The 24,512-nt window shown below is 38.4% G+C and carries 18 protein-coding genes and 1 pseudogene; 13 read left to right on the top strand and 6 right to left on the bottom strand.

Translation table 11 applies throughout. The features are described 5' to 3' along the window. Positions 1-72 precede the first annotated feature (72 nt). From HW279_RS07975 to HW279_RS07960, 4 genes and pseudogenes are all read right to left on the bottom strand, one after another. Complete coding sequence (locus HW279_RS07975; RefSeq protein WP_178958584.1) at positions 73-1,797, bottom strand: MBOAT family O-acyltransferase; 1,725 nt, start codon at positions 1,795-1,797, stop codon at positions 73-75. After that, positions 1,794-3,344, bottom strand: a complete 1,551-nt coding sequence (locus HW279_RS07970) for a LysM peptidoglycan-binding domain-containing protein (RefSeq protein WP_178958583.1) — start codon at positions 3,342-3,344, stop codon at positions 1,794-1,796. The genes HW279_RS07975 and HW279_RS07970 overlap by 4 nt, the downstream gene beginning before the upstream one ends. A 37-nt stretch (positions 3,345-3,381) precedes the next feature. After that, positions 3,382-5,102: pseudogene (locus HW279_RS07965) on the bottom strand (GDSL-type esterase/lipase family protein). Positions 5,103-5,174: 72 nt separating this feature from the next. Further along, positions 5,175-6,311: a trans-sulfuration enzyme family protein gene (locus HW279_RS07960; protein WP_178958582.1), complete on the bottom strand. Its 1,137-nt coding sequence runs from the start codon at positions 6,309-6,311 to the stop codon at positions 5,175-5,177. Positions 6,312-6,927: 616 nt separating this feature from the next. Here HW279_RS07960 and HW279_RS07955 point away from each other — a divergent pair. From HW279_RS07955 to HW279_RS07900, 12 genes are all read left to right on the top strand, one after another. Further along, a complete protein-coding gene (locus tag HW279_RS07955; protein WP_002671404.1) occupies positions 6,928-7,929 on the top strand; it encodes an AAA family ATPase in 1,002 nt (333 codons plus the stop codon). A 140-nt stretch (positions 7,930-8,069) separates the two neighbouring features. Further along, positions 8,070-8,246, top strand: a complete 177-nt coding sequence (locus tag HW279_RS07950; protein ID WP_178958581.1) for a hypothetical protein — start codon at positions 8,070-8,072, stop codon at positions 8,244-8,246. 15 nt (positions 8,247-8,261) lie between these two features. Next, complete coding sequence (locus tag HW279_RS07945) at positions 8,262-9,125, top strand: DUF58 domain-containing protein (RefSeq protein ID WP_009411879.1); 864 nt, start codon at positions 8,262-8,264, stop codon at positions 9,123-9,125. Between the two features lie 49 nt (positions 9,126-9,174). Next, on the top strand, positions 9,175-10,815 hold the full coding sequence (locus HW279_RS07940; RefSeq protein WP_178958580.1) for a hypothetical protein: 1,641 nt from the start codon (positions 9,175-9,177) through the stop codon (positions 10,813-10,815). A gap of 1 nt (position 10,816) precedes the next feature. Beyond that, the gene (locus tag HW279_RS07935; protein WP_178958579.1) at positions 10,817-11,818 is read left to right on the top strand and encodes a vWA domain-containing protein; all 1,002 of its coding nucleotides are present in this window, start codon (positions 10,817-10,819) and stop codon (positions 11,816-11,818) included. A gap of 26 nt (positions 11,819-11,844) precedes the next feature. Beyond that, positions 11,845-12,297, top strand: coding sequence for an HYC_CC_PP family protein (locus HW279_RS07930; protein WP_178958578.1), 453 nt, complete (start codon positions 11,845-11,847; stop codon positions 12,295-12,297). An 86-nt stretch (positions 12,298-12,383) separates the two neighbouring features. Then, positions 12,384-14,639, top strand: a complete 2,256-nt coding sequence (locus HW279_RS07925; RefSeq protein ID WP_178958577.1) for a TonB-dependent receptor — start codon at positions 12,384-12,386, stop codon at positions 14,637-14,639. 1 nt (position 14,640) lies between these two features. Further along, complete coding sequence (locus HW279_RS07920) at positions 14,641-14,991, top strand: heavy-metal-associated domain-containing protein (RefSeq protein ID WP_178958576.1); 351 nt, start codon at positions 14,641-14,643, stop codon at positions 14,989-14,991. 119 nt (positions 14,992-15,110) lie between these two features. Next, the gene (locus HW279_RS07915) at positions 15,111-16,010 is read left to right on the top strand and encodes a DnaJ C-terminal domain-containing protein (RefSeq protein WP_178958575.1); all 900 of its coding nucleotides are present in this window, start codon (positions 15,111-15,113) and stop codon (positions 16,008-16,010) included. 2 nt (positions 16,011-16,012) lie between these two features. Further along, a complete protein-coding gene (locus tag HW279_RS07910; protein WP_178958574.1) occupies positions 16,013-16,276 on the top strand; it encodes a chaperone modulator CbpM in 264 nt (87 codons plus the stop codon). Positions 16,277-16,598: 322 nt separating this feature from the next. Continuing rightward, on the top strand, positions 16,599-17,426 hold the full coding sequence (locus HW279_RS07905; protein WP_178958573.1) for an S-adenosyl-l-methionine hydroxide adenosyltransferase family protein: 828 nt from the start codon (positions 16,599-16,601) through the stop codon (positions 17,424-17,426). 137 nt (positions 17,427-17,563) lie between these two features. Continuing rightward, a complete protein-coding gene (locus HW279_RS07900) occupies positions 17,564-18,643 on the top strand; it encodes an efflux RND transporter periplasmic adaptor subunit (protein WP_034554435.1) in 1,080 nt (359 codons plus the stop codon). Between the two features lie 8 nt (positions 18,644-18,651). Here the strand turns inward: HW279_RS07900 and HW279_RS07895 are convergent, their stop codons facing one another. Then, on the bottom strand, positions 18,652-19,209 hold the full coding sequence (locus HW279_RS07895) for an L-threonylcarbamoyladenylate synthase (RefSeq protein ID WP_178958572.1): 558 nt from the start codon (positions 19,207-19,209) through the stop codon (positions 18,652-18,654). Positions 19,210-19,245: 36 nt separating this feature from the next. Here HW279_RS07895 and HW279_RS07890 point away from each other — a divergent pair, with 36 nt between their 5' ends. After that, entirely contained in the window at positions 19,246-21,438 is a 2,193-nt protein-coding gene (locus tag HW279_RS07890; protein WP_178958571.1) for an FUSC family protein, read from the top strand. Between the two features lie 184 nt (positions 21,439-21,622). Here the strand turns inward: HW279_RS07890 and HW279_RS07880 are convergent, their stop codons facing one another. Next, a complete protein-coding gene (locus tag HW279_RS07880) occupies positions 21,623-24,376 on the bottom strand; it encodes a hypothetical protein (RefSeq protein ID WP_178958570.1) in 2,754 nt (917 codons plus the stop codon). Positions 24,377-24,512 lie beyond the last annotated feature (136 nt).

Raw genomic sequence — 24,512 nt, 5'->3', positions numbered from 1 at the left:
CAAGAGAAAGTAATCACTTTTTTTATTTGTTCTATTCGAGTAAAAAACTAAGTGTTACTTAGGGTATATCTTCTAAAACTGGAAGTAAATAAAAGGTTGTGCTCCACTTGAAGCTGTGGCATATACCACCCAAAAAGTAAGTGCCAAAATAATTGCTTTAAAGAGAATAGGCATTGCACCAAATACCTTTTTAAGCCATTCGTTTAAACTTGCAGGGAAAAAGTGCCAAACAAAGCCTATTGCCATTAATAAAAAGACATTTTGATAGCCTTCAGCAATGACTTGAAATTGATGAAGATCATAGGTTATAGACTGGATATTGTAAATTACACTTAAAGCGATATCGAAATCTTTGGCTCTGAAAAATATCCAGCAAAAAGCCACAAAGTGGAAAGTAATCACTACAAAAATGATATTAGCGATACCTTTAAAAAAAGTTCTTTTCTCGGGATTCTTATTAGGGAAGAACTCTGTAAAGGTTTTATGAACAGCCAAAGCTAAACCGTGTAATGCTCCCCAAATAATGAAACGCAAATTAGCTCCGTGCCATAAACCACCTAGGAGCATTGTCGTCATCTGGTTGAAATGGCTACGCACTGATTTTTGTCGGTTTTTAGAGATAAGTATAGCCAACACAAACACAACGATAGCCCCTAAGGTAATGTAAAGAGGCAACATTGTTTTTTCTTGCATATGAAATGCCCATAGCAAAGTGGAAGCAAAAAAGACGGTTGGGAAGAAGTAGCCCCAAAAAGTACCTTTGCGGTTTCCTCCTACTGAAAAGTAAAGATAATCTTTTAGCCAAGTGGATAAGGAAATGTGCCAACGTCTCCAAAACTCAGTGATATTTTTAGACTGGTAAGGAGTACGGAAGTTTATAGGGAGAGTAAAGCCCATTAGTAGCGCTAAGCCTATAGCCATATCGGAATAGCCTGAGAAGTCACAATATATTTGTAAAGAATAGCCATATACTGCCATTAAGTTCTCAAAAGCTGTATAGCTGTTAGGAGCATCGAAAACTCTATCTACAAAGTTCAGGGAAATATAATCGGAAATAACTGCTTTTTTAATCAGTCCTCCAATGATAAGGAATAAAGCAAAAGAAGTTTCTTCTTTCGTTAAGCTTATTTTTTTGTATATCTGTGGTATAAAATCCTTGGCACGCACAATAGGCCCTGCCACTAATTGAGGGAAAAAACATACGAAGAAAGTAAAATCTAAGAATGATTTAGCAGGTTCTATCTCTCGGCGATATACATCAATAGTGTAGCTCATTGTTTGGAATGTATAGAACGAGATACCTATAGGCAAGATGATATCTTGTAAGGCAAAGTTGCTTTGAAGTAGTGTATTGAGACTATCAATTAAAAAGTTAGTATACTTAAAATAGGCTAAAATACCCAAATCGGCAACCATACTCACTGCCAGGAAGAACTTGCGCAATGAGGCATTCTGTCTTCTATAGATTTGTCCTGCAAAGAAATAATTTAACAATGAGGAGATTATCAGCAACACAAAGAAGTTACCTCCTGCCTTATAATAGAAGAATAAGGAAAATAAGGTAACATAAACAGTACGGAAATGAGCGTGTTTTTTGGTAATAATATACACCAAATAAAACACCAAAAATAACCCTAAAAACAAACTACTATTAAATAATAGTGGATGATTAGGGTCATAAATGAACCATTGTCTTACTTGTTCGGTTGTGAATGAGAAATTATCAACAAACCATTTAGAGATGTTTTCAGTTGTGAATGTATCAATAAACCATTGGAGTAAGGCATCTATACTCAATTTAGATAGGGTTTTAAAGGTAGTTTATATTGTTTTTTATAATTCAAGTAATTGCTCATAAAAGCATCATAAAAGAGAGCGCCTTGCTCAGTATAGCCACTTCTTGTGTAATGTATGCGATCACCAGCAATAAGATTTTGCTGAATAAAGCGTTGAATCGCTTCATTTCCTCCTACAGCTCGATAAAGGTCGAAAACACTGTAATTATCTTTTACTGAATTATCGATGAGAGTATCGGCGTATTCCATACACAAGGGGTTAGGACTTTTCTTTTTGTAAAGAGAAGGCGGAGGTGTAGTAAGCAATATAGGACATTGACCATATTGAGAGCGAATTGCTTTTATAAATTTATTTACCTCTTCGTCATAACGAGTTGCAGACATTCGACAATAAGCTTCATTAGTACCCAAAGATATAATGATTAAATCGGGTTCTAAGGCTTTGATTTGGTCGAAAAAGAGCTGCGATTTGTTATAATCAGAGAAATGAGCACCATTTACCCCTATACTGTGATATATAACTCCGTTTTTATCATTTTCTAAGACAATTCCATTAAGCGTAAATGAAGAGCTCTCGGTATTGGCTGTGAGATAAACCTTATCGGAAGGGATTAGATTATCATAAGAATAATAGCTATATAAAGAATTACCGTTTAAAATGGTAGCATTAGATAAATCTACTTTTTGTTTAGGGGTAGAAGCTACCATTTCTTTAGTAGGGATACGCAATACTTGCCCAATTCTTATTTGTGCGCTTTTTAAGTTATTAGCTTGTTGTATTTTTTCTACTGAAGTGTGATATTTCTTTGAAATACCATAAAGTGTTTGTCCTTGCTCTACTTTGTGTGAAAGTGTTTTAGGTACACTAGGTCTCAAACGAGCTACTTTACCTACATTGGTAGCCAATTCGAACAAACGTTCGTTATTAGGGGTAATAATCTTTACCGTATTAAAGGTGTAGTTTTTATTTTTTAAGTCCAGTTCAATAACAAAATTCTTGTTACTGGTAGAAAGAGAATAACCTGTAATACCAACAGTTGCAGAAGAAGTATTCTTCTCACTATTCCAAGAGATATTGGAAGTGAAGCTCACATTATGTCCCCCATTAGTTCTAATAAGTGAATACGGGAATACTAAACCTAAACCAGCATTTCCAAACTCTTCTTGCAAGCGTTGTCTTACAATATTAGTCATTACATCGGCTTGAATGTGAGAGTCGCCAATATGAACAATATTAATCTTCCTATCTTTCAAGTTCTCCAAAGCAGCAAGCTTTTCGAAAAAAGGGTTCAAGGCTGAGGCATTGTACAGATTATTGTACTCCTTAGGAGACTCATCATCACCTGCAGCATATGCCAAAGGCTGCGGAATAGCTTCCTTGAAGGCATCTTTATCAATTCCTTCTTTATTCTCTATATTTACTATCTTTGAAGTAAGTGAAGATAAATTAATAGCTGTAGTATAATTAACATTAAAATAGAGGGCTACTGTAATGATAAACAATACAGGAGCTATTAGTTTCTTTATGAATGGCGTTCGCTTTTTCATTGTTCTATTTTTTTAGTGTGTTATCTATCTTGTTATGTTATCTATGTAAATTGTCTTTTTTTTCTTTAATAGTATCTTTATGCACTTTATTTGTAATATTCTGTACTGCCTGAATTGTTGATGGTTGTACTCGTTGAGTCGTTGGTGATTGCACTCGCTGAGTAGTCGTACTTTGTACCCGTTGAGTGGTTGTACTTTGTACCCGTTGAGTGGTTGTACTTTGTACTCGTTGAATAGTTGTACTTTGTACTCGTTGAGTGGTTGCAGTTTGTACTCGCTGAGTGGTTGTACTTTGTACTTGCTGAGTCACTACCGCTTGTGGTCGTGTTCTATTTACATTAGGTTGAGTAGTAGGAGTAACGGTTCGTACTGTTTGAATTTCTTTTATTCTTTCTTGGAACACATCAGCTTTTTCACTATTACGAGGATCTTTATAGTGCTCATACTCTTCCATAAGTTTATTATAGATGAGGTGGGCTACTTTTTTAGCTCCTCTTGGATTAAAGTGAGTATAGTCTTTACCTGCTAATGATGGATTTGCCTCTACCCATTGTTTCATAGAGCCTCTCCCCCCATCAGTTCATATAAATTGATAAAACCAGAGCGAGTATCTTGTGCATATTTCCGTTGTGCATTTGCCAAAGGTACTACTGCTTTATCGGTTTGCATCTCCATATCTACTTTAGTAGACTTATCGGCGGTAGAGATAACAAGAATTGAGGTATGAGGGAAGCAAGCTCTTATCTGGTTAATCACCTTTGTCATTCCGCGTTCATACCACGAATAATCGAGTGTGCCGTAATTGAGTACATTAGCACCAAAGTGTAATACTACAAGGTCATATCCGCCTAACGCTCTATCGAAAGCTCTCATTAAATCAGGATTAAAGAGCGATAAGGGTAAGCCTGAGTTACCTCTGCTTGAAAAGTTATCTATATATACGCCTTTACCTTGCATTGAGCCCACTCCATAAATAGGAATAGAATCGGACTTATAGAAAGTAATACGCACTGATTTAGTGTTTGCACCTTCGGTTAAAGGCAATACATTCAGCAATTTATCAGTGTCTAATGATTTTACTACTCTTACAGTATCGTTATAGGCAATTTCTACTTTTGCTTCTTTATTACCAGAAGCACCATAGAACAATGCTGGTGCATACAACTGACTAATATGAGCTTGGTTTGATGACCTATATTGTACCCACGTACCATTGCCTTGTGTAAAGAACACTTGCCCAGAGACACCAAAAGGACGCTTAGGGCGTTTTACATTCACATAAGATTGGGTTTTCCAAGTATTGGAATAAGAATGAAATACGCTTCCTCTTGATTTAGCCGACTCAGAAGCAATGGGCAAAAAGCCAATTCCTAACCCCCCGAAAGCGTTTTGGAAAAGAGCTCTCAAATCTTGCACGATGAGGTCGCCATCAGTCATCGAATCGCCGTAATAAGCGATTCTTATTTTACCATTTTTAGTTTGTTCTAACTCTTCTAATTTTTTAAAGAAAGAAAAAAGATACTGGTCGGACTTTTTAAGTCGTTGTTCTTGTGCTAAAGAATCATTGGCTTGGCTGAGTACTTTGTCGATTTCTTTACCTGAAATGGCTTCCAACATTAAGCTATCTACTACTACATTGCTTCCTGAGGCTTTAGTTTCGGGAAAAATACGTGCGGGCAAACAGTTCTTAAATCCAATGAAAATGAGTGTTGCAAATAAAACAATAAGAAAAGATTGTTTAAAATAGGGTGTCTTCACAAGTTAGCTTCTTTTTCTTCCAGCGGGCAAAGATACAAATAAATAATGAATCAACAGCAAATTTTTTACAAATTATTTTTCTAAGGCTTGTTTAAAATCGGCGATAAGGTCGTCAGAATCTTCAATTCCTACTGCTACGCGGATGAGTGTACGGGTAACGCCTCGTGCTACTTTTTCTTCTTCGGGAAACTCGGTGTGAGTAAGCGAACTGGGGTGGGTTACCAATGTTTCGACTCCTCCTAAGCTCACTGCAAAAAGGACTACTTTTAGACTCTCGAAAAACTTTTTGGCTTTGGCTTCGGTTTTTACTGTAAAAGAAAATACTGAGCCTCCACCAGAAGCTTGGCGTTCTTGTATTGCTTTCCCTTTATTTTGTGTATCAGTAGGATAATACACCTTTTCTACTTCGGGGTGCGTTTTAAGGAAATTTAATAGTTTAAGGGTATTGGCTTGAGCTTTTTCGACTCTTAGTTTAAGGGTTTTCATACTGCGCAAGAGCAACCAGCTATCAAACGGAGAAAGCAATGCCCCTATGGCTACTTGTGCAAAACGTATTTTCTCGGCTAAGGTTTCATCATTTACCACCACAGCTCCTGCGATGATATCGTTATGACCTCCTAAATATTTGGTAGCACTGTGTAATACTATGTCCGCTCCTAACTCTAAAGGGCGTTGTAACACGGGCGACATAAAGGTATTATCGACCATAGTGAGCAGATTATGTTTCTTGGCGATTTCTATTACTCCGCATATATCGGTAACGTCTAACAGAGGGTTGGAAGGTGTTTCTATAAAGATAGCTTTTGTATTAGGGCGAATGGCTTTCTCTATCTTGGTTAGGTCGGTCATATCGACAAAAGTAGCTTCAAAACCAAATTTATTGAAAATATCGTGCATAATGCGATAAGTTCCTCCATAGATATCTAAGCCTAACACAAAATGGTCGCCTGTTTTAAACATTGTAAAAACAGAAGAAATGGCAGCCATACCCGATGAGAATCCGAATCCGTGTATGCCACTTTCTAATTGAGCTATAAGACTTTCAAAATCTTTACGAGTAGGGTTTGAAACGCGTCCGTATTCAAACTCTTGTTCTACACCGTATTCTTCAATAGGGAAAGTAGAAGCCATATTGATGGTGCTTCCCCAGTTTTCTGTATTTTTATTGGCTGTTCTTACGCCGTGAATGGCTTTAGTTTCAAACTTCATTTCTTATATCTTTGCTATTAGAGCGACAAAAGTAGTACTTTTTTATATGCTACGCAAAAAAAGTTAATTATTAATGATTAATGATTAATGATTAATGATTAATGGTTAATGGTAAATGGTTAATGGTAAATGGTTAGTGGTGAATTAGGGGTAGGGAATTATACAAAGATTATAGGAAACTTATAGGATAGATGGATAAAGAGTGGGGTTACAGTGGCTCTACAGTGGCTCTACAGTGGGTCTACAGTGGCTCTACAGTGGCTCTACAGTGGCTCTACAGTGGCTCTACAGTAGGTGAAAAGTGATTAATGAATGAAAGAGAAATGAACAAATTATAAATGTAAGATGAATGTAAGGTGGAGGTAAGGTAAAGAAAAAATAAACTTTGTAAAAGGTCGTAGCACGATGGGCAAGTGAAAACTTTGGCAAAGTATAGGACGTAAAAGCAATGACAAGATGTAAGATAAGGTAAAGGGAGATTAAACACAGCTTAGAAAATTATTTTACAAAAATATTTGTCAGTTTAGTAAGAAAAAAATACTTTTGTAACCCGTACTAATAACAAGACGGCACAGTATTTGTATTAAAGAAAAACGCTAAAAAAATAATTTGTACTATGGAACAAAGAACATCTGTAGATATCAGTCAGATAAACGAAATGATAGAGCGTGAAAGTGTGTTTATCGATGCGCTCACCAATGAGATGAACAAGGTGATTGTAGGGCAAAAACATATGGTAAATGCCCTGCTTATCGGGTTATTAGGCAAAGGGCATATCCTCTTGGAAGGGGTACCTGGGCTAGCAAAAACGCTATCCATCAACACCCTTGCTAAATCAGTACACGGGTCGTTTAGCCGTATCCAGTTTACACCGGACTTATTGCCTGCCGATGTGATAGGAACAATGACCTACAACATCAAACAAAACGAGTTTTCTATAAAAAAGGGACCTATCTTTGCGAACTTTGTACTGGCTGACGAGATTAACCGTGCGCCTGCCAAAGTGCAGTCTGCCTTATTGGAAGCAATGCAAGAGCGACAAGTAACCATTGGTGATTCGACCTTTAAGTTAGACGCTCCTTTTATGGTAATGGCAACTCAGAACCCTGTAGAGCAAGAAGGAACTTACCCACTGCCTGAGGCACAAGTAGACCGTTTTATGCTTAAAACGGTTATCGACTATCCTAAATTGGACGAAGAGCAACGGATTATGCGCGACAACCTCAGCAACAGTTACGCAGTGGTGAACCAAACAGTGAGTTTGGAACAAATCCTAAAAGCACAGACAGCCGTGCGCGAGGTGTATATGGACGAAAAGATTGAGAAATACATCTTAGACATTGTTTTTGCGACTCGTTATCCTGAAAAATACAACTTGGCAGAGCTTAAACCACTTATTAGCTTTGGGGCATCGCCTCGTGGTAGTATCAACTTGGCAATGGCGGCAAAATGTTATGCTTTCATCAAACGTCGTGGTTATGTAATTCCTGAGGACGTACGTGCAGTAGTATTTGACGTATTGCGCCATCGTATCGGTATTACCTATGAAGCAGAGGCTGAGAATATTACCTCAGTAGAGATGATTCACAAGATAGTGAATACTATTGAAGTACCATAGCAGGTAAAAGGTAAAAGGTAAAAGGTAAAGCCAGCAAGGGCTCACAGTTGGGTGGTATGTGAATAAAAGGTAAAAGATAAAGCCAGCGAAGGCTCACAGTTGGGTATGTGAATGAGTAGCAGTATTTGGGGTATCAAACAATGATAGAAGTACTTGAAACAGGCGAACCTAAAGCAGAGGTAAAAAACTACAAGGAGAGACTTTCTCGGTGTGGTTACGACTTGCCGTGGGACGAAAAAAAGTTTGATATACAAAGCATCAATGAACAACTCATTGCTGATGTACAAGACAATTACGAGAGTTTTAAATGGCATTAAAATAGTTAATTAATTTTGGATACTAAAGAACTATTAAAGAAAGTACGCAAGATAGAGATAAAAACGCGCAAGCTCTCCGATAATATTTTCGGAGGGGAGTATCACTCTACCTTCAAAGGTCGGGGTATGACTTTCAGTGAAGTACGTCCGTACCAATTTGGTGATGATATTCGCAATATCGACTGGAACGTAACGGCGCGCTACAACGAGCCTTTTGTGAAAGTATTTGAAGAGGAACGCGAACTTACGCTAATGCTGATGATAGACGTGAGCGGTAGTGAGCTTTTTGGTACGAAACAAGAGTTCAAAAGTGAAGTGATTACCGAAATAGCAGCTACCTTGGCGTTCTCAGCTTTACAGAATAACGACAAAACGGGATTGATACTCTTTTCTGACCAAATAGAACTGTATATTCCACCTAAAAAAGGGAAATCGCACGTGTTGCGCATCATCAGAGAGCTTATAGAATTTCAGCCCAAAAGTTTTAAGACTAATATCTCGGAGGCTTTGCAGTTCCTCAGTAGGGTAACGAAGAAAAAGGCGATTGTGTTTATGCTCTCGGACTTTATGGATAAAGGCTATGAGAAACCTATACAGATAGCTGCCAGAAAACACGATATTACCGGTATTCGCATTTATGACAAAAAAGAAACTGAACTACCTAACTTAGGTTATGTGATGGTAAAAGATGCTGAAACGGGAGCGCTGATGCGTGTGAACACCGCTTCATCGGCAGTGCGAAATGAATATGCAAAACAATATCACGAGACGGTGAACTATTTTGAGACACTTTGGCAAAAATCGGGTGCAGGGGTAGTGAGCTGTAGGGACGATGAGAGTTATACCCAAAAGCTGTTGGGATACTTTAAAAATAGATAAGAGATAAGAGGTAAGAGGTAAGAGACTAAATTAAGTATTAAGCGGTAAAATGAGACGAATATTATATTTCATATTAATATTATTTGTATTTCCTACTCTTTACGCACAAGAGGTGAAGGTAGAGACTAATACAAAGAACATAAAAATAGGAGAACAGATAGAATACAAGATATCGGTAGAAGCCCCTGCTGATGCGGCTGTGGCATTTCCGGAAGGACAGAGTTTTAGTCCGCTAGAAATGGTAAAAGCCGACCCTACTGATACCCTGAAAGAGGGAGGTAAGTTTCGTTTGGAAAAAGCCTACTACCTTACTCAATTTGATGAAGGGAAGTACACTATTCCGCGACAAAGGATACACATCAGTAACAAAGACTACTATACCGATTCGCTACTCGTAGAAGTACATACCGTAGCGGTAGATACGCTCAAACAGCCTTTATACGACATTAAACCTATTACGGAAGTAGCCTCACCTACGGCTTCACGTATGTGGTTATGGATTATTTTAGGAATTATAGGACTCCTTTTAGTAGCAGGTGGATTATACTTCTTCGTCTTCCGCAAGAGAAAACTAACGGCTGAAGAAGAGCGCAAAAAGTTACCTCCTTTTGAGCGCGCCATACAAGACCTAAAAGACTTACAAAATTCTAAATACCTTATAGAATCGCAACACAAAGCCTATTATACTCGGCTTACCGATATTGTAAAAGAATACTTGGAAGACGAGGTGCATATTTTAGCCAAAGAGAGTACCACAGATGAGCTTCTGGCTAAAATTAATGTTTTGCAAGAAGCAGGAAAGCTACACTTATCGGAAGAGACTATCAGCAACCTCAAACGGGTATTACAAAATGCCGACTTAGTGAAATTTGCCAAGAGTAAGCCCTCGGACAACAATGCTGAATACGACCGTGAGACCATTGAGAATGTGGTTATCAAAACCAAAGAGGCTATCCCTGTGGTAGTAGCCGAAGGGGAAGTGCCTACACAAGACGCTTTCGCAATGAGCGTACTGAAAATAAGAGAACGCAGAAAAAGACGCAACCGAGTGGCTCTTATCGTCGCGCTTTGTTTTGTAGTATTAGCTCCTGTATTGCTTATGGGATATAGTATCTTGTACAACAAATATTTCAATACTTATGCGAGTATCAATCGCAGCGAGTGGGTAACAAGTGATTACGGTTATCCTATTACTGAGCTCACTACGCCAGAGATACTCATTCGCAAGCAAATAGTAGACGTAGCGGAATACAAATCGATTATAGATAAGCAATATACTTTCTATTACGGCAGTCTTAATTCACCTTTATACATAATGACCAATATCATTACCTTTAAGAAAGACGCCCAACATACAGCACCTCAACAAGAGGAACAAGGCGGTGGACTTACCTTAGACCCACAAAAGGTGAATGAAATAGTGCTTTCGCAATTGGATAAAGCTAAGGCGAAGAACATCACTACCTTGCAGGAAGAATACACCTCGCCCAGCGGTGCAAAAGGTATAAAAGTTTTTGGCAAAATGAGTATTCCTAATGAGAAAGGTAAATACTTTAGCGCTTCTTATGAGTTGTACAGTTTTACTGAAAACAATGCGCTCCAACAAGTTCTTATCACCCATATAGACGAACCTAACGCCGATAAGATAGCACAAAGAGTTATCAATTCTATTGTATTTAAAACAGAATAATATGCTTAAAAATATTACTTTTGCCAATCCACAGTTCTTTTGGTTACTATTAGTCTTACCACTAATGGTGGCGTGGTATTGGTATTGGAATAAGAAATCTAAACCGAATGTAACTATATCTTCCACTATCGCTTTTAAGAAGATGAGTTCGTGGAAAGACCATTTATACCATTCTTTATTTGCCTTGCGCTTATTGGCAGTAGCCTTACTAATTATAGCATTAGCACGCCCACAAACCCATTCAGAAAATGCACACACAAAGATTACTGATGGGATAGATATTGTAATGGCAATAGACGTATCGGCGAGTATGCTTTCAAAAGACTTAAAGCCTAACCGTTTTGAAGCACTAAAAAAGGTAGCTTCACAATTTGTAAAAGACCGTCCTAATGACCGTATTGGACTTGTTATCTACGCAGGAGAAAGCTATACTAAAACTCCTGTGACTACGGATAAAGGTATTATCTTAAACGCTCTTTCGGAACTTACTTATGGACAAATAGAAGACGGTACAGCCATCGGTATGGGACTGGCAACGGCTGTAAACCGACTCAAAGAAAGTAAAGCCAAGAGTAGAGTTATTATCCTCCTTACTGATGGGGTGAACAACACAGGGTTTATAGACCCGCAAACCGCAGCTGAGTTAGCTGCTGAGTACGGTATTAGAGTATATACAATAGGGATAGGCACCAATGGAACGGCGCTCTCTCCTTACGCACTCAATCCTGACGGTAGCATAATGTACCGTATGTTACAAGTGGAAATAGATGAGCCTCTAATGAAAAAGATAGCTGAAGTAACACACGGGAGATACTTTCGTGCCACTGACAACCAGAAGCTCCAACAGATTTACGATGAAATCAACAAGATGGAGACTACCAAGATTGAAGAGTTTAAATACACTGAGGTAGATGAGAAATTCAGACCCTTAGCGATAATTGCTGTGGTTTTATTACTTCTTGAGTTTTTATTAAAAAATACTATCTTTAGAAACGAAATATAAAAAATTGTCGTATCTTTGCCCCCGCAATGAAAAGAAAACTTATCAACATATTATTATCAGCGCTTATCCTGTTCTCCAATTCAGGGTGGGCGATTACTTTTCATTATTGTAAAGACACCTTATCGTCAGTGTCCTTAGAGTACCCTACTTCTGCGAGTGAGGAAGAGGAAGACTGTACTACAATGGACTCTTGCTGTGCTTCGGATGACGATGAGGACGAAACAGAAACTTCACATAAAAAATGTTGTGACGACATATCTATCACTTCTTCTATTTCTGATAGTACATCGGTAGTAAAGGTATTGGAGTTGCAATTACAACCCTTTGTAATAGCTACCCCTACCCTACCTATTTTAGAAGAGGTAAGCATTAGTGAGACGGTAAAGAAATCTATCACTACTGATTTTTTTACACAACTGAATGCTCCGCCTCTGTACGAATTGTACTGCCAGAGAGTGTTTTATTCAAGTAACAGGTAAAAGATAAAAGGTAAGAGGTAAACTCCTTTACCTTTGTTTTCTAATCCTTAAATTCTAATTCCTGAATTGAATAAAACAGAACAATAATGTACAAAAAATATATCTTTTTATTAGGGCTGTTGTTGCCCTTGTCACTCTTTGCTCAAAATTTTAGCAAAGGGAGTGTAGTAGATGAAAACAACACACCACTTATAGGTGCTGATGTATATTGGGAAGGTACCCAAATAGGGACTTCTACCGATAACGAAGGAGCTTTTACCTTGAAACGACCTGAGGGAAGTTCTACTTTAGTAGTAAGCTATGTAGGGTATAAAAAGAAAACTGTGAAAGTAAGTGGTAACACACCCTTACACATTCAGTTAGAGCCCGAAACTACTTTGGAAGAAGTAGTAGTAAGCCACAAACGTGCTAATACAATGAAATCGCAGTGGCAAGTAGCCGATGTGCACACAATGAGCAGTGGGGAACTGCTGAAAGCCGCTTGTTGCAACCTATCGGAGAGTTTCTCTACCAATCCGTCGATTGATGTGAACTTCTCGGACGCCGTTACGGGTAACAAACAGATAAAGATGTTAGGTTTGACCAGTCCGTACATACTAATGGCAGAGGAGAATATCCCTACGATGCGCGGAGCTTCGCAAGCCTACGGACTCTCGTTTGTGCCTGGTACGTGGATTGAGAGTATCCAGATTACCAAAGGAGCAGGGAGTGTGATTAACGGGTATGAGAGTATTTCGGGGCAAATCAATTATGAAATAGAGAAGCCTATCAGTGCCATTCCTTTTTTCTTGAACTTATACGCATCGGAGGATAACCGCTACGAAATCAACGCACATACCAATAAAAAGCTCTCCGATAAATGGGCAACCACTCTTTTCGCTCACGGCAATGTGCGTCAGCAAAAAGCCGACCACAATCACGATGGTTTTATAGATAACCCCATAGGTAACCAAATTAACTTGTTGAACCGTTGGCAGTACGCCGATGCTCAAAAGGGTTGGGTAGGCTTTTTGAACCTCCATTATATGAAAGATGAGCGCCAGGCAGGCGAATTGCGCTTTAATCCGCTGACTGACAAAGGAACTACCAATGCGTGGGGTAGTGAAGTAAACTCCGAACGTTTTAGTGTTTCAAATAAAATAGGGTATGTATTTCCTGACACACCTCATAAGAGTATAGGGTTGCAGAACTCTTTTCAGTCGCATCGTCAAGATTCTTATTTTGGGTTGAACCGCTATGATATACAGCAAAAGAGTTGGTATGGTAATTTGATATACAACTCTATCATCACCGATACCAAACACAAGTTTGCCACAGGGCTCAACGGTACTTACGACGATTACAACGAGATGCTTAGTACTAGGGCTCTCACAGGGGATTTTTCACGTGTAGACCGCTCGGTAGGTGCCTTCTTTGAATACACTTATGACAATTTGAGTAACTTCAGTTTTGTGGCAGGAGTACGCGCTGATAGTCATAATCATTTAGGAAACTTTATCACTCCACGCTTACACGTGCGTTACAATCCTTGGAAGCAAGCTACTTTTAGAGTATCGGCAGGACGAGGCAAACGAGCTGCTAATGTGATTGCTGAGAACCAACAGCTCTTAGCTTCTGCACGAGAGTTTACTATTATAGGAGGTGATGGTGGTAAGCTCTACGGTTTGAACCCTGAAATCGCTTGGAATTACGGCGTGAGCTTTTTGCAAGCGTTTAAAGTATTGGGCAAGAACGCTGAGTTCTCCATAGACTTTTATCGCACTGATTTTGACAATCAAGTAGTAGTAGATTTGGATAACTCACCCCAACAAGCCTTGTTTTACAACCTCAATGGGAATAGTTTTGCCAACTCTCTACAAGCAGAATTTAGTATTACTCCTGCCAAAGGGTTGGACTTTAAAGCAGCCTACAAGTATTACGATGTGCAAACACAGTTTACTAAAGGACAAATGGAGAAGACCCTTACCCCAAAGCATCGCTGGTTTGCCAATGTAGCTTACGAGACTCCTGAGCGCCACGAGAACAAGAATTCTCAATGGAAGTTTGATGTAACCTTCAACTGGTTAGGAGAACAACGCTTGCCTACAACCGCTACGAACCCTATAGCCTATAGGTTAGACGATTATGCGCCATCATTTGCTACACTCAATGCCCAAATCACCAAAGTATTTTCTAAGACATTTGAGGTATATATAGGAGGTGAAAACATCACCAATTATAAGCAAGAGAACGGAATTTTGGCTGCCAACGACCCTTTTGGTGCGTATTTTGATAGTACAATGCAGTACGCTCCTGCCTTTGGACAGATGTATTATGCAGGATTAAGATTTAAATTATTATAAAATGAAAACACGTATTTTATTATGGATAGCTTTGAGTTTTTTTGGACTCACTATCGCAAGTGCACAACAAGCACCTAACAAAAACAAGAAAGTAGAGTTTGCCGTAGGAGGCAATTGTGAACAGTGTAAAGCGCGCATAGAAAAAGCAGCTTACAGCGTAAAAGGCGTAAAGAGCGCTAATTGGAACATCAAGAGTGGGAATATGACTCTTATTTTTGACGAACGCAAATGTAGCGAAAGCGATGTACAAAAAGCCATTGCCAAAGTAGGACACGACGCAGGCAAAGAACGCGCTGACGACGAAGTGTACAATAAGTTACCCCCCTGCTGTTTATACCAACGCTTGCCTTAGAACCTAAGCAAAAACACAATCATAGGAAGAGATAAGTCCATCTCTTCCTATTTTTTTATTATTTGTATACAAAATATATCAAATAAAGTAGTATCTTTGCGACTGTTAAATTATTAGAGATGATAGATTACTATAAAACCTTAGGGGTAGAAAAAACTGCTACCCAAGACGATATAAAGAAAGCTTACCGCAAGTTGGCGCGCAAGTATCACCCTGATATGAACCCCAACGATAAGACGGCAGAGCAGAAATTTAAAGAGATTAACGAGGCTAACGAAGTACTTAGCAATCCTGAAAACCGTGCTAAATACGATAAGTATGGCGAACACTGGAAATACGGAGAAGAGTACGAAAAAGCCCAACAACAGCAACGCTCCCAAGGTGGCTTTGGAGGCTTTGAAGGCTTTGGTGGAGGTAACTATTCTGAGGGAGACTATTCTGATTTCTTCAAAGATATGTTTGGTGGACGCACTTCGGGATTTGGTAGAGGTTACGGTAGTGCCTCAGGTAAGTTTAAGGGACAGGATATTTTTGCGGATATGTCGCTACCACTACGAGAAGTGGCAACTGCTCAGCAACGTACTTTTACAGTGAACGGCAAGAACATACGCATTACAGTACCTGCGGGGGTATATGAAGGGTTGCAAATTAAGCTAAAAGGTCACGGATACGAAGGATATAACGGAGGACCTAACGGTGATTTGTATATCACTTTCCATATTGAACCCGATGCTCAGTTTGAACGCAATGGTAACGATTTGAAAACTACTGTAAATATCGACCTATATACAGCTATGTTAGGTGGCGAAGTGCAGATAGATACTCTCAGTGGTAAAGTGAAAATGAAAGTAGCTCCTGAGACACAAAATGGCACTACGGTGCGCTTAAAAGGTAAAGGTTTTCCTGTGTACAAGCAAGAAGGCACGTTTGGCGACCTTTTTGTAACCTATCAAGTACAATTGCCTAAAAACCTTACGGAACAACAAAAAGCATTATTTGAACAACTTAAAAATTCATAATTATGAAAGATAGAATTTCAAGAGAAGACATCGTTCGTTTGTACAATATAGAAATCACATTCTTTGACGATTTAGAATCAAGTGGACTTATAGAAACGGAAGTGATTGACAACACTACTTACCTGCATTACGACCAGCTTTCGGCTTTTGAACGCTTTACTAATTGGCATTACGACCTTGAAGTGAATATGGCTGGGTTGGAGATTATTCATAGGCTATTACAACAAATTGAAGAATTAAAGGGAGTGAGAATGATTAATGGTTAATGATTAATGATTAATGATTAATGGTTAATTTGGGAGAAGCTTATAAAAAGCTTATATAAAAGACGGTGCGAGCCGCACGGGCAGATGAAGGAAAGACGAACGATGAACGAAGGAAGGACGAACAAATGACGAACAAATGACGAACAAAAGACGAACAAAAGACGAACAAAAGACGAAGGAAGGACGAAGAATGAGGGAAGAAATAATGAAGGATAATGGGAGAAAACTCCGAGATTGGTTATTTGAAATTTGAGGTGTTTGACCTAACTTCATACTTATACATTTATGCTGTTTTAAACTTGATATCATTATAACAAAAGGAATGAAAATCATTACATTAACTACTGATTTTGGTTTACGAGATTACTCGGTGGGAGCTGTAAAGGGTACTATTTATAGTAAGTGCCCGGAAGCTTGCGTGGTAGATATCTCGCATTTGATATCACCTTTTGATGTGTTTCAAGCTGCCTTTATCTTAAAAAATGCCTATATGCATTATCCCAAAGGAAGTATACATATCATAGGGGTAGATGCGGAGCGCACTCCTGAGAAAAGGCATATGGTAATGAAACTGAACGGACATTATTTTATCGGGGCTGATAACGGTATTTTTCATCTTTTAGCAGAAGATAAAAAGAACGCTGAACTGTACGAAATAAAAGGCGAACAAAGCACTGAACTTTTCCCTACGCTGTATTCATTTCCTTTGATTGCTGAGAAAATATGTCGAAATATCCCCCTTAACAAAATAGGCAAGAAAACCGATACGTATTTAGAGGCTACTCATTTTAAACCAGAGATATCTGCTGATAAACGTTTCGTTTACGGTACGATTATTTATATTGACCACTATGGCAATGCAGTGAGCAATATCAGTAGGAAATTATTTGAAGAAATAAGGCAAGATAGAGCTTTTGAGGTTATTTTTAATATGTATACCTTCAAAAAGATTTATAACCAATACAGCGAATTTATTGATTTTAGTGTTCCTCTCGACCTTCGCGCTCCTGATGGAAAACGAATGCTTCTGTTTAACGACCTCGACTATTTGCAGTGTAGTGTTTACAAAAGTGATACTCATACAGTAGGGGGAGCTTCTTCTTTATTAGACATCAATTACCTTGATAGAGTGAGCGTTCACTTCATTTAATAGCAAATAAAACAACCCAATGAAGAATGAGAAAAAAGTGAATGAAGATAAAAATATGGAAACTTTTTTTGTTTATTAAGTTTTTTGTTATACCTTTGCCCCCGATTTAGAACACTTAATACAGTAATTTAAGAAAAATGAAAAAAATAATTACTACAGTTATCATAATAGTCCTTGTAGGATTAATGGGGCTCCGCCTATATTCTAACAAACAGAAAAATGCTGAAGAGGTGGCTATTGTAGCCCAAAAAGAAGCCCAAGTAGCCGTGCGTGCTGCCAAAGTAACAGAAGAAAAAGTAGCCGACCTTTTTACGGCTAACGGTACTTTTGTAGCGGAACAAGACCTAAATGTATCTTCAGAAGTAGGAGGACAAGTCATAAAAATTTACGTAAAAGAGGGTGATTTTGTGAGAGCAGGGCAAGTATTGGCGCAAACAAAAGCCGACAGAACCAATGTGCAGTTAGACAATGCCAAAGCGGTACTCGAAACTGCAAAATCGGATTTAAAGCGCTTTGAAAGTGCTTACCAAACAGGAGGAGTTACGGCTCAACAATTGGAACAAGCGCGCTTGCAACTCAAAAACGCCCAAGCGAACTACAATTCGGCAGCTATCGTATCGGGTGATACAGCGGTGCGTAGTAAAATTAACGGGATTGTAACTAGCAAAGAGGTAGAAGAAGGAACACTTGTAAGTGCCGGACAGACGTTATTCAACGTGGTAAATATCGACAATTTGAAATTGAAAATTACCGTAGATGAAAGTCAAGTAGGAGAACTAAAAGTGGGTGAAGTCATCAAAATAAAACCTAGTACTTCCTCAGAATTAGTAGACGGAAAGATTATTTTTATCGCACCGAAATCTAATGGAGCTCTCAAATTCCCCGTAGAAATATTGGTAGCCAACAAAGACAAAAAGCTAAAAGCGGGAATGTATGCGACTGCACAGTTTGGCAGTGGTAATGATGAGGTTACAGCTCTTGTAGTACCTCATTCTGCTTTCGTGGGTAGTGTGAGCCAAAATAAAATTTTCAAAATAGTAAGTAGCAAAAATGCTAAAGGTCAGGAGGTGCTTAAAGCTGAAATGGCAAATGTGAAAAGCGGTCGCAACTTTGGTGATAAGGTAGAAATCATCAGCGGACTTACTGTTGGTGAAGAAGTGATTACCAGTGGACAAATTAATATAGATAACGGAACACCTGTGAAAATAGTAGAGTAACTTACTATTTATCTTAATATTTGAATCTCTCCGTCTGTATCAAACCTAATCAGACGTGAGGGATTTTTTATTTGGGTATCGTCTTGACGGTAAGGTACTACATAATCACATTGCGCAATAATTTGGGGATTAATGAGTTGGTAATACAAAGGTGTTGGCTCTCCACTGATATTAGCAGAAGTAGAGACTATGGGTTTGCCAAAATCGGCAATCATCTGTTGGCAGAACACATCTTGTACGACCCTAATGGCTACTGTATTATCAGCAGCTATCACATTCTTAGCCAAATGCAAAGGGTGACTATAAATAATAGTGGTAGGCTCTTGCAAGGTTTGAAGATAGGTAAGCACCTTAGGAGGTATATCAGTTACATAGTGCTGTAACATCACTGTATCACTCACTAAAATGATGAGGCTTTTGCTCTCACTGCGTTGTTTTATTTGGAAAATTTTAGCTACCGCTTTAGGATTTGTAGCATCGCACCCCAAACCCCAAACGGTATCGGTGGGGTATAGAATTATCTTTCCTGCCTTTAATATTTCAGTTATCAGATGGTTATTTGCCATTAGTTTTGTAATTTTGCCCGCAAATATATGTAAAAAATGTATACCTCCATCATATCATTCTTTAAAAGTTTTTCTTTCTTCAAAGGGTGCCTCAAAACCATTGCGGTGCTTATTCCCTTAGGGTTGGGCTATTGGTTTGACCTAATGGATATTGGCTTACCCATAGCTTTGAGTATTGTTGCGATTTCGCCCAGCGATATTCCAGGGAATCAAAAACACCTCTATGGAGGTCTTTTCATAGCAACATTACTAGCAACTATCAGTTCTACTTTGGTAAACCTCACGGCTCCTTACGAGTACTTATTACTGCCTACCATATTCCTACTCACCTTCGGCAATGCTTATATTTCGTTATACGGACATCGCGCTACAATGGTAGCTTTCGCGGGATTGTTTGAGATAGCCTCTACTTTAGCCCACTTGCAAACAGGGTGGGGTATCGTGTTGTACAGCGGTTGTGTGTTATTAGGAGGTTTGTGGTACAGTGTATTAGTGTATATATTCCTAAAAATACGTCCGCGTTTGTACAGTGAACAGCTGTTAGGGAAGTGCTTTGCTCTTACGGCAGAGTTTTTTTCGGTAAGAGCTGACTTACTCATCGCCAAAGACAGAAGCGAGGGACTCAAAAAGCTCATCAACCTGCAAACAAGCCTCAACGAAAAATATGAAAAGCTCCGTGAAGCCGTACTCGATTCACGAAGCAAATCAGGTAAAACCGATTATCTGCAACGCCAATTTTTGATGTTTATAGAGCTAGTGGATATCTTCGAGTTAGCTTTAGCCAATCCTGTACAATATGAGAAAGTGGACAAGGCTTTTGCTGAGCATCGCGAATATTTACAAACTTATGTAGATTTCCTCAAAGAGCTATCGAGGCAGCTACAACAAATGTCCGAATACATTGGGTCACGCAAGAAGATACAATTAGACAACTGTTTAAAAGACTTATTAGCGCAAACCAAAGAGAAGAACGAAGCCTTGAAAGCGCTTTCAGAAGTATCGGAAGAAGATAAAGAACGTGCTTTGCTGTTGCGAAATTTTTATATCTATATAGAAAGTCAGTATCATTCTATTGAAAATATCCGACATATTTTTGAGAACTATTATAGCAACGATGCAGGGGTACGCGATGAGAGTACTTATCGCAAGTTTGTGAGTTACCAAAACTACTCGTGGCGACGGCTCAAAGACCATATATCCTTAAAATCTACCTTTTTTAGGCACGCAATGCGTCTATCTATAGTGGTATTTATAGGTTACCTCATAGGTGATATATTCCCTATCAACAATGCCTACTGGATTATCCTTACCATCTTCATTATTATGCGCCCTGGGTTTGGTATCACACAAGAGCGTTCGCTCAGCAGGGTTTATGGCACTATGATTGGTGGGGTTGCCTCGTTTGCAGTGATTTACCTACTCCCCTACCCTAGTTTGTACCTCTATGTCGCTATTTTGTGTATGCCTATTGCTTTTGGGTTGATTCAAGAGAACTATATGTACGCCTCTATATTCATCACTATCAGTGCGATATTTATTTTTGCACTGATTACACCTAATGTTTACAGCCTTATTTATGACCGCCTATTGGATACCGTTATAGGGGTTGGGCTATCGTTTGCAGGGAATTATCTCATTTTGCCTACGTGGGAACACAATACTTATAGGGAAGCGGTTACCAAATCAGTAAAAGCTAATATCGGTTACTTACAGCAAGTAAAAGAGATTTTTAACACCGGAGAAGGGATTACCACTGCCTATAAAGTATCACGCAAAGAAGCTGTGTTAGCTCTCTCAAACCTAAATGCCACTTTCCAACGAATGTTACAAGAGCCGAAGTTTATGCAGTATAAAAATCCATCGGTATACGGAATTATTGTGATACAGCAAACTTTCTTAGCGTCTGTGGCTTCGTTTGGTATTAGGTTGAACAGCAAGAAGGTAACCTTTCCTAAATCGGTATTTAACGAGGCAATTGAGAGTCTTATAGCAGCCTTGCAACACTCTTTGGCGTTGCTTGTTGAATCTACGGCTACTACTCAAACTGATTATAAAACGCCTATTGAACAATTCAATCAAGCTATTAGGGAAATAATGGATACCCCTCAAAATGCAGATAGTTCCTCACCTATCTCAATGCGTGAGACACAATTCTATGGAGAACAGTTCAACTATCTGTTTGGATTAGCGAAGAACTTAGAACAAGCTATTCGGTCTATCAATACGTAATAAAAACTAAGGCGTCACCAAATTGATGACGCCTTAGTTTTTATTATTTATTTTATAATTATAATTGTTCTACAAATATCACCGTTACGGGAATAGCTACTAACCAAAAGCCTTTAAGTAAAGTATCGAGGTTATCGAAAACTTCTAACATAAGCATAGGTTTTAGTATAAAAGGAAATATCTCTTAGCGAATTGTTTTAGGGTCTACCCCCATATTCACAATCGCTTGGCGAATATCAGCAAAAGTTTTGAGATTAGCCTTCCCTTTTACCAATTCGTAGTTGGTTCCTTTTTTAAGGTAATTAATCAAGCTAGTCTGTCCTCCAAAGTAAGAAGGTTTAACTTGGTCAATAGAAGTACCATTTTTAAGTGCTGTAAAGAACATACTATATTGGTTCGCGCGTTCCTCTATCTCTCTTCTACCTTGGTTAAATTCAAACATTACCACACTCCAATCATTGCCTTCCAAACGTTTTAAATTCATTTTCACTCTATCTACAACTTCTTCAGAACAAGCCTGTGAATTAAAGCGTTTCATATCTGTAACAAAGGTTTCTGTAAGCGATACATTTTTAGCGATAGGTCGAGTAGTATTCTCTCCTCGTTTCACTGTTTTAGGATCACGTGGCTCACTTATAGTTACAGGTCTTTCAGTATTGTAAGAAGGGGTAACTGTTTTAGGTGTTCTTCCTACCGTAGTTTCATTTCTATTAACAACAGTTGCTTCAGGTTTGGTAGCAGGTTGCTCTTCTCTCTTAGGTCTTTCTACAGCCACTTCCACTTGGTCACGCGCTTTACTTTCTCTAATTATTCTTTGCAAATCTGTTTGATAAGACTTCAATTCAGAACTACCTCCTTTTAAATAAGGACGTAAAAGGCTATCTACTTGTTCACTATTATAAGCAGAATAATCAAAATCCTTTAAGAAATTTTCCCATACGGCTTTTTCAAACTCAGGTCGTAATTTATCTGTAAGGAAATTGCGCTTTTGGGCTTCTGCTATAAAAAGACTTCCCTTAGGGTCTGCGTGAGTTTCTTTCCAATTATTCACATCCAAAAGAAATGCCATTGCAGGTGAAATCAAATCTATTTTAAGAGTATCTTTGCTATTTGCTTCCACCATTCGAGCTAACTTATTGAGTTGTTCTTCATTTAATAACAGAGTGTCTTTCCCCTCTTCTTTGAAGCTAACAACCAATTTTGTCTCAGCGATAGGCAAGCTCTTTTTTAACCTAATATAAGAATCCTCAATCTCGTAAGTGCGCTCATCTATATTGGTTAAGAAGTGCATTTCGTCTATTTCACTCTCCGAATTGATTGCTACATAAGCCTTCACAGGATTTTTAAGCATCGGGAAAATAAACCAATAGCCTACACCTACTAATATTAAAACAAAAGCAACAGCCGAAGCAATCTTTATCCAAAACACACGAGACTTAGTGTTCATCTCTATCGCTTCGCCTCGTTCAGTGGTAGCAACCCCTCTATTTACTACTGATAAACCATTAGAAAACTCAGGACTCTCTGAGGCAATCATTTGTGGATTGTAAGCACCTTTAGCTCTATCAAAATTAACCTCTCCGCTCTTCGATATACTAATAACTCTTCCTGTATCTTGATTTTCAAACTCAAAATGGTATAAGTTCTCAGGTAAAACAATCTCTACAGGCGAATCACTGCGCAAGTTTTTACTGAATACAATACCATTGATTTTTAGAGATACTGAAGTTATAGTGCTCGAAATAATCGTAAACTGATATTTCTCAAAAGGTACTGATAAGGCCACCCTATCATCTACCATATAGTTACTCTTGAAAACAATACCATTGTAACTAAGGTTGAATACATTACGTGCCTCATCTCCTTTTAGTAAAAAGTAATATCCCTTTGTATTAGAGTATAGCTTAGCTTTAAAAGTCGTACTCTCTAATGATAAGAACGAAATGTATTTCTCAAACTCTCGTTGAGGAGTTTCTACGTACACTTTAAACTCTTTTGGGGCAAAAGGAATTAAATCAAAAGTATAATTGTTTTGTACTTTCTTGATATAACCTCTTTTTATCGCTTTCTTAATTGTATCGTGATAAGAGAACATCTCGTGGTATCTCGATTTTTCAAGAAGCACTTCAATAGTATCATCGTCCGAGAAGACTTCGTTCATATAGGTAGCTCCCACGTCTTTACCATTCTTCATAAAAGCTAATATCTTAATATTAGCATTAGAAGGCACAAACCGAGAAGCTCCGCTACTTCCTCCTGCATTGGTTGTTTGGAAAGTAGAAGCACTTGTTCTAGGTATTGCGTATTCTGGAAAAAGGAAGTCAATACTATAAGCTCGAGGGTCTTCCACAAATTCTTTGCGCAAGAACACAAGGTCTTGGTATTTCTCAAACTCAGGACGGTAAGGCATATTGAAGTACTTATCTACCTCATAAATATCCATATAAGGGAAAACCTTAGGCATATAGCTTTGGTCTAATGCAAAAGAAGCCGTTACTGGTTCCTCTACCAACTGCTTTTCATACCCTCTCAGAAGATTAAAATATGGAAATATATCCTCTTTTTCATTGAGTAACGGAATATTGTTCTCGTAATTGATATGCTCTGCAAAGTACATATCCATTAACAAGTTCAATACTTGTCGTACCCCTCTCCATTGTAAAAAATGTGGTATATACAATGAAATGGCTATATACACACCGCTCTGTCCATTCACTTCTTTTGAAGAACGGTATTGTGTGTATATCTTGTAACTATTGCTAAACTGCAATGTGTAAAAATCTACACGCGGGGTGTGTATCCGTATAAAGGCACTGATATCTTTCAATCTGTCCTTTACTTCTTGCAGCTGAAAGTTAACTCCTTGTGAGGCTAACACCTTGCATCCCTGCTTGTAACCCCATATTGTTAGACCTATTGTATTAATTTTGGATTCCATAGTATTTTTTGAGATTCTGCTAAAATTGGTACAAAAGTACACATTATTTTTAATATACAAAAATTTTATTGTAAAAAAAATACCTACAAAGGCAAATTTCCCTTATAGGTATCAAAAATTATAATTGATATGAACT

The organism is Capnocytophaga sp. oral taxon 903, assembly GCF_013394785.1.
Taxonomy (GTDB): domain Bacteria; phylum Bacteroidota; class Bacteroidia; order Flavobacteriales; family Flavobacteriaceae; genus Capnocytophaga; species Capnocytophaga ochracea.
The sequence above is the reverse complement of the archived record's forward strand: the minus strand, read 5'-3'. Positions and strand labels throughout refer to the sequence as shown.

Bases quoted from the DNA above. Each gene is read 5' to 3' on its own strand.
- HW279_RS07915 (WP_178958575.1), top strand. From the start codon at position 15,111: ATGATAGATTACTATAAAACCTTAGGGGTAGAAAAAACTGCTACCCAA.
- HW279_RS07910 (WP_178958574.1), top strand. From the start codon at position 16,013: ATGAAAGATAGAATTTCAAGAGAAGACATCGTTCGTTTGTACAATATA.
- HW279_RS07900 (WP_034554435.1), top strand. From the start codon at position 17,564: ATGAAAAAAATAATTACTACAGTTATCATAATAGTCCTTGTAGGATTA.
- HW279_RS07940 (WP_178958580.1), top strand. From the start codon at position 9,175: ATGAGACGAATATTATATTTCATATTAATATTATTTGTATTTCCTACT.
- HW279_RS07960 (WP_178958582.1), bottom strand. From the start codon at position 6,311: ATGAAGTTTGAAACTAAAGCCATTCACGGCGTAAGAACAGCCAATAAA.
- HW279_RS07890 (WP_178958571.1), top strand. From the start codon at position 19,246: ATGTATACCTCCATCATATCATTCTTTAAAAGTTTTTCTTTCTTCAAA.
- HW279_RS07930 (WP_178958578.1), top strand. From the start codon at position 11,845: ATGAAAAGAAAACTTATCAACATATTATTATCAGCGCTTATCCTGTTC.
- HW279_RS07880 (WP_178958570.1), bottom strand. From the start codon at position 24,376: ATGGAATCCAAAATTAATACAATAGGTCTAACAATATGGGGTTACAAG.
- HW279_RS07935 (WP_178958579.1), top strand. From the start codon at position 10,817: ATGCTTAAAAATATTACTTTTGCCAATCCACAGTTCTTTTGGTTACTA.
- HW279_RS07925 (WP_178958577.1), top strand. From the start codon at position 12,384: ATGTACAAAAAATATATCTTTTTATTAGGGCTGTTGTTGCCCTTGTCA.
- HW279_RS07950 (WP_178958581.1), top strand. From the start codon at position 8,070: ATGATAGAAGTACTTGAAACAGGCGAACCTAAAGCAGAGGTAAAAAAC.
- HW279_RS07970 (WP_178958583.1), bottom strand. From the start codon at position 3,344: ATGAAAAAGCGAACGCCATTCATAAAGAAACTAATAGCTCCTGTATTG.
- HW279_RS07895 (WP_178958572.1), bottom strand. From the start codon at position 19,209: ATGGCAAATAACCATCTGATAACTGAAATATTAAAGGCAGGAAAGATA.
- HW279_RS07920 (WP_178958576.1), top strand. From the start codon at position 14,641: ATGAAAACACGTATTTTATTATGGATAGCTTTGAGTTTTTTTGGACTC.
- HW279_RS07955 (WP_002671404.1), top strand. From the start codon at position 6,928: ATGGAACAAAGAACATCTGTAGATATCAGTCAGATAAACGAAATGATA.
- HW279_RS07905 (WP_178958573.1), top strand. From the start codon at position 16,599: ATGAAAATCATTACATTAACTACTGATTTTGGTTTACGAGATTACTCG.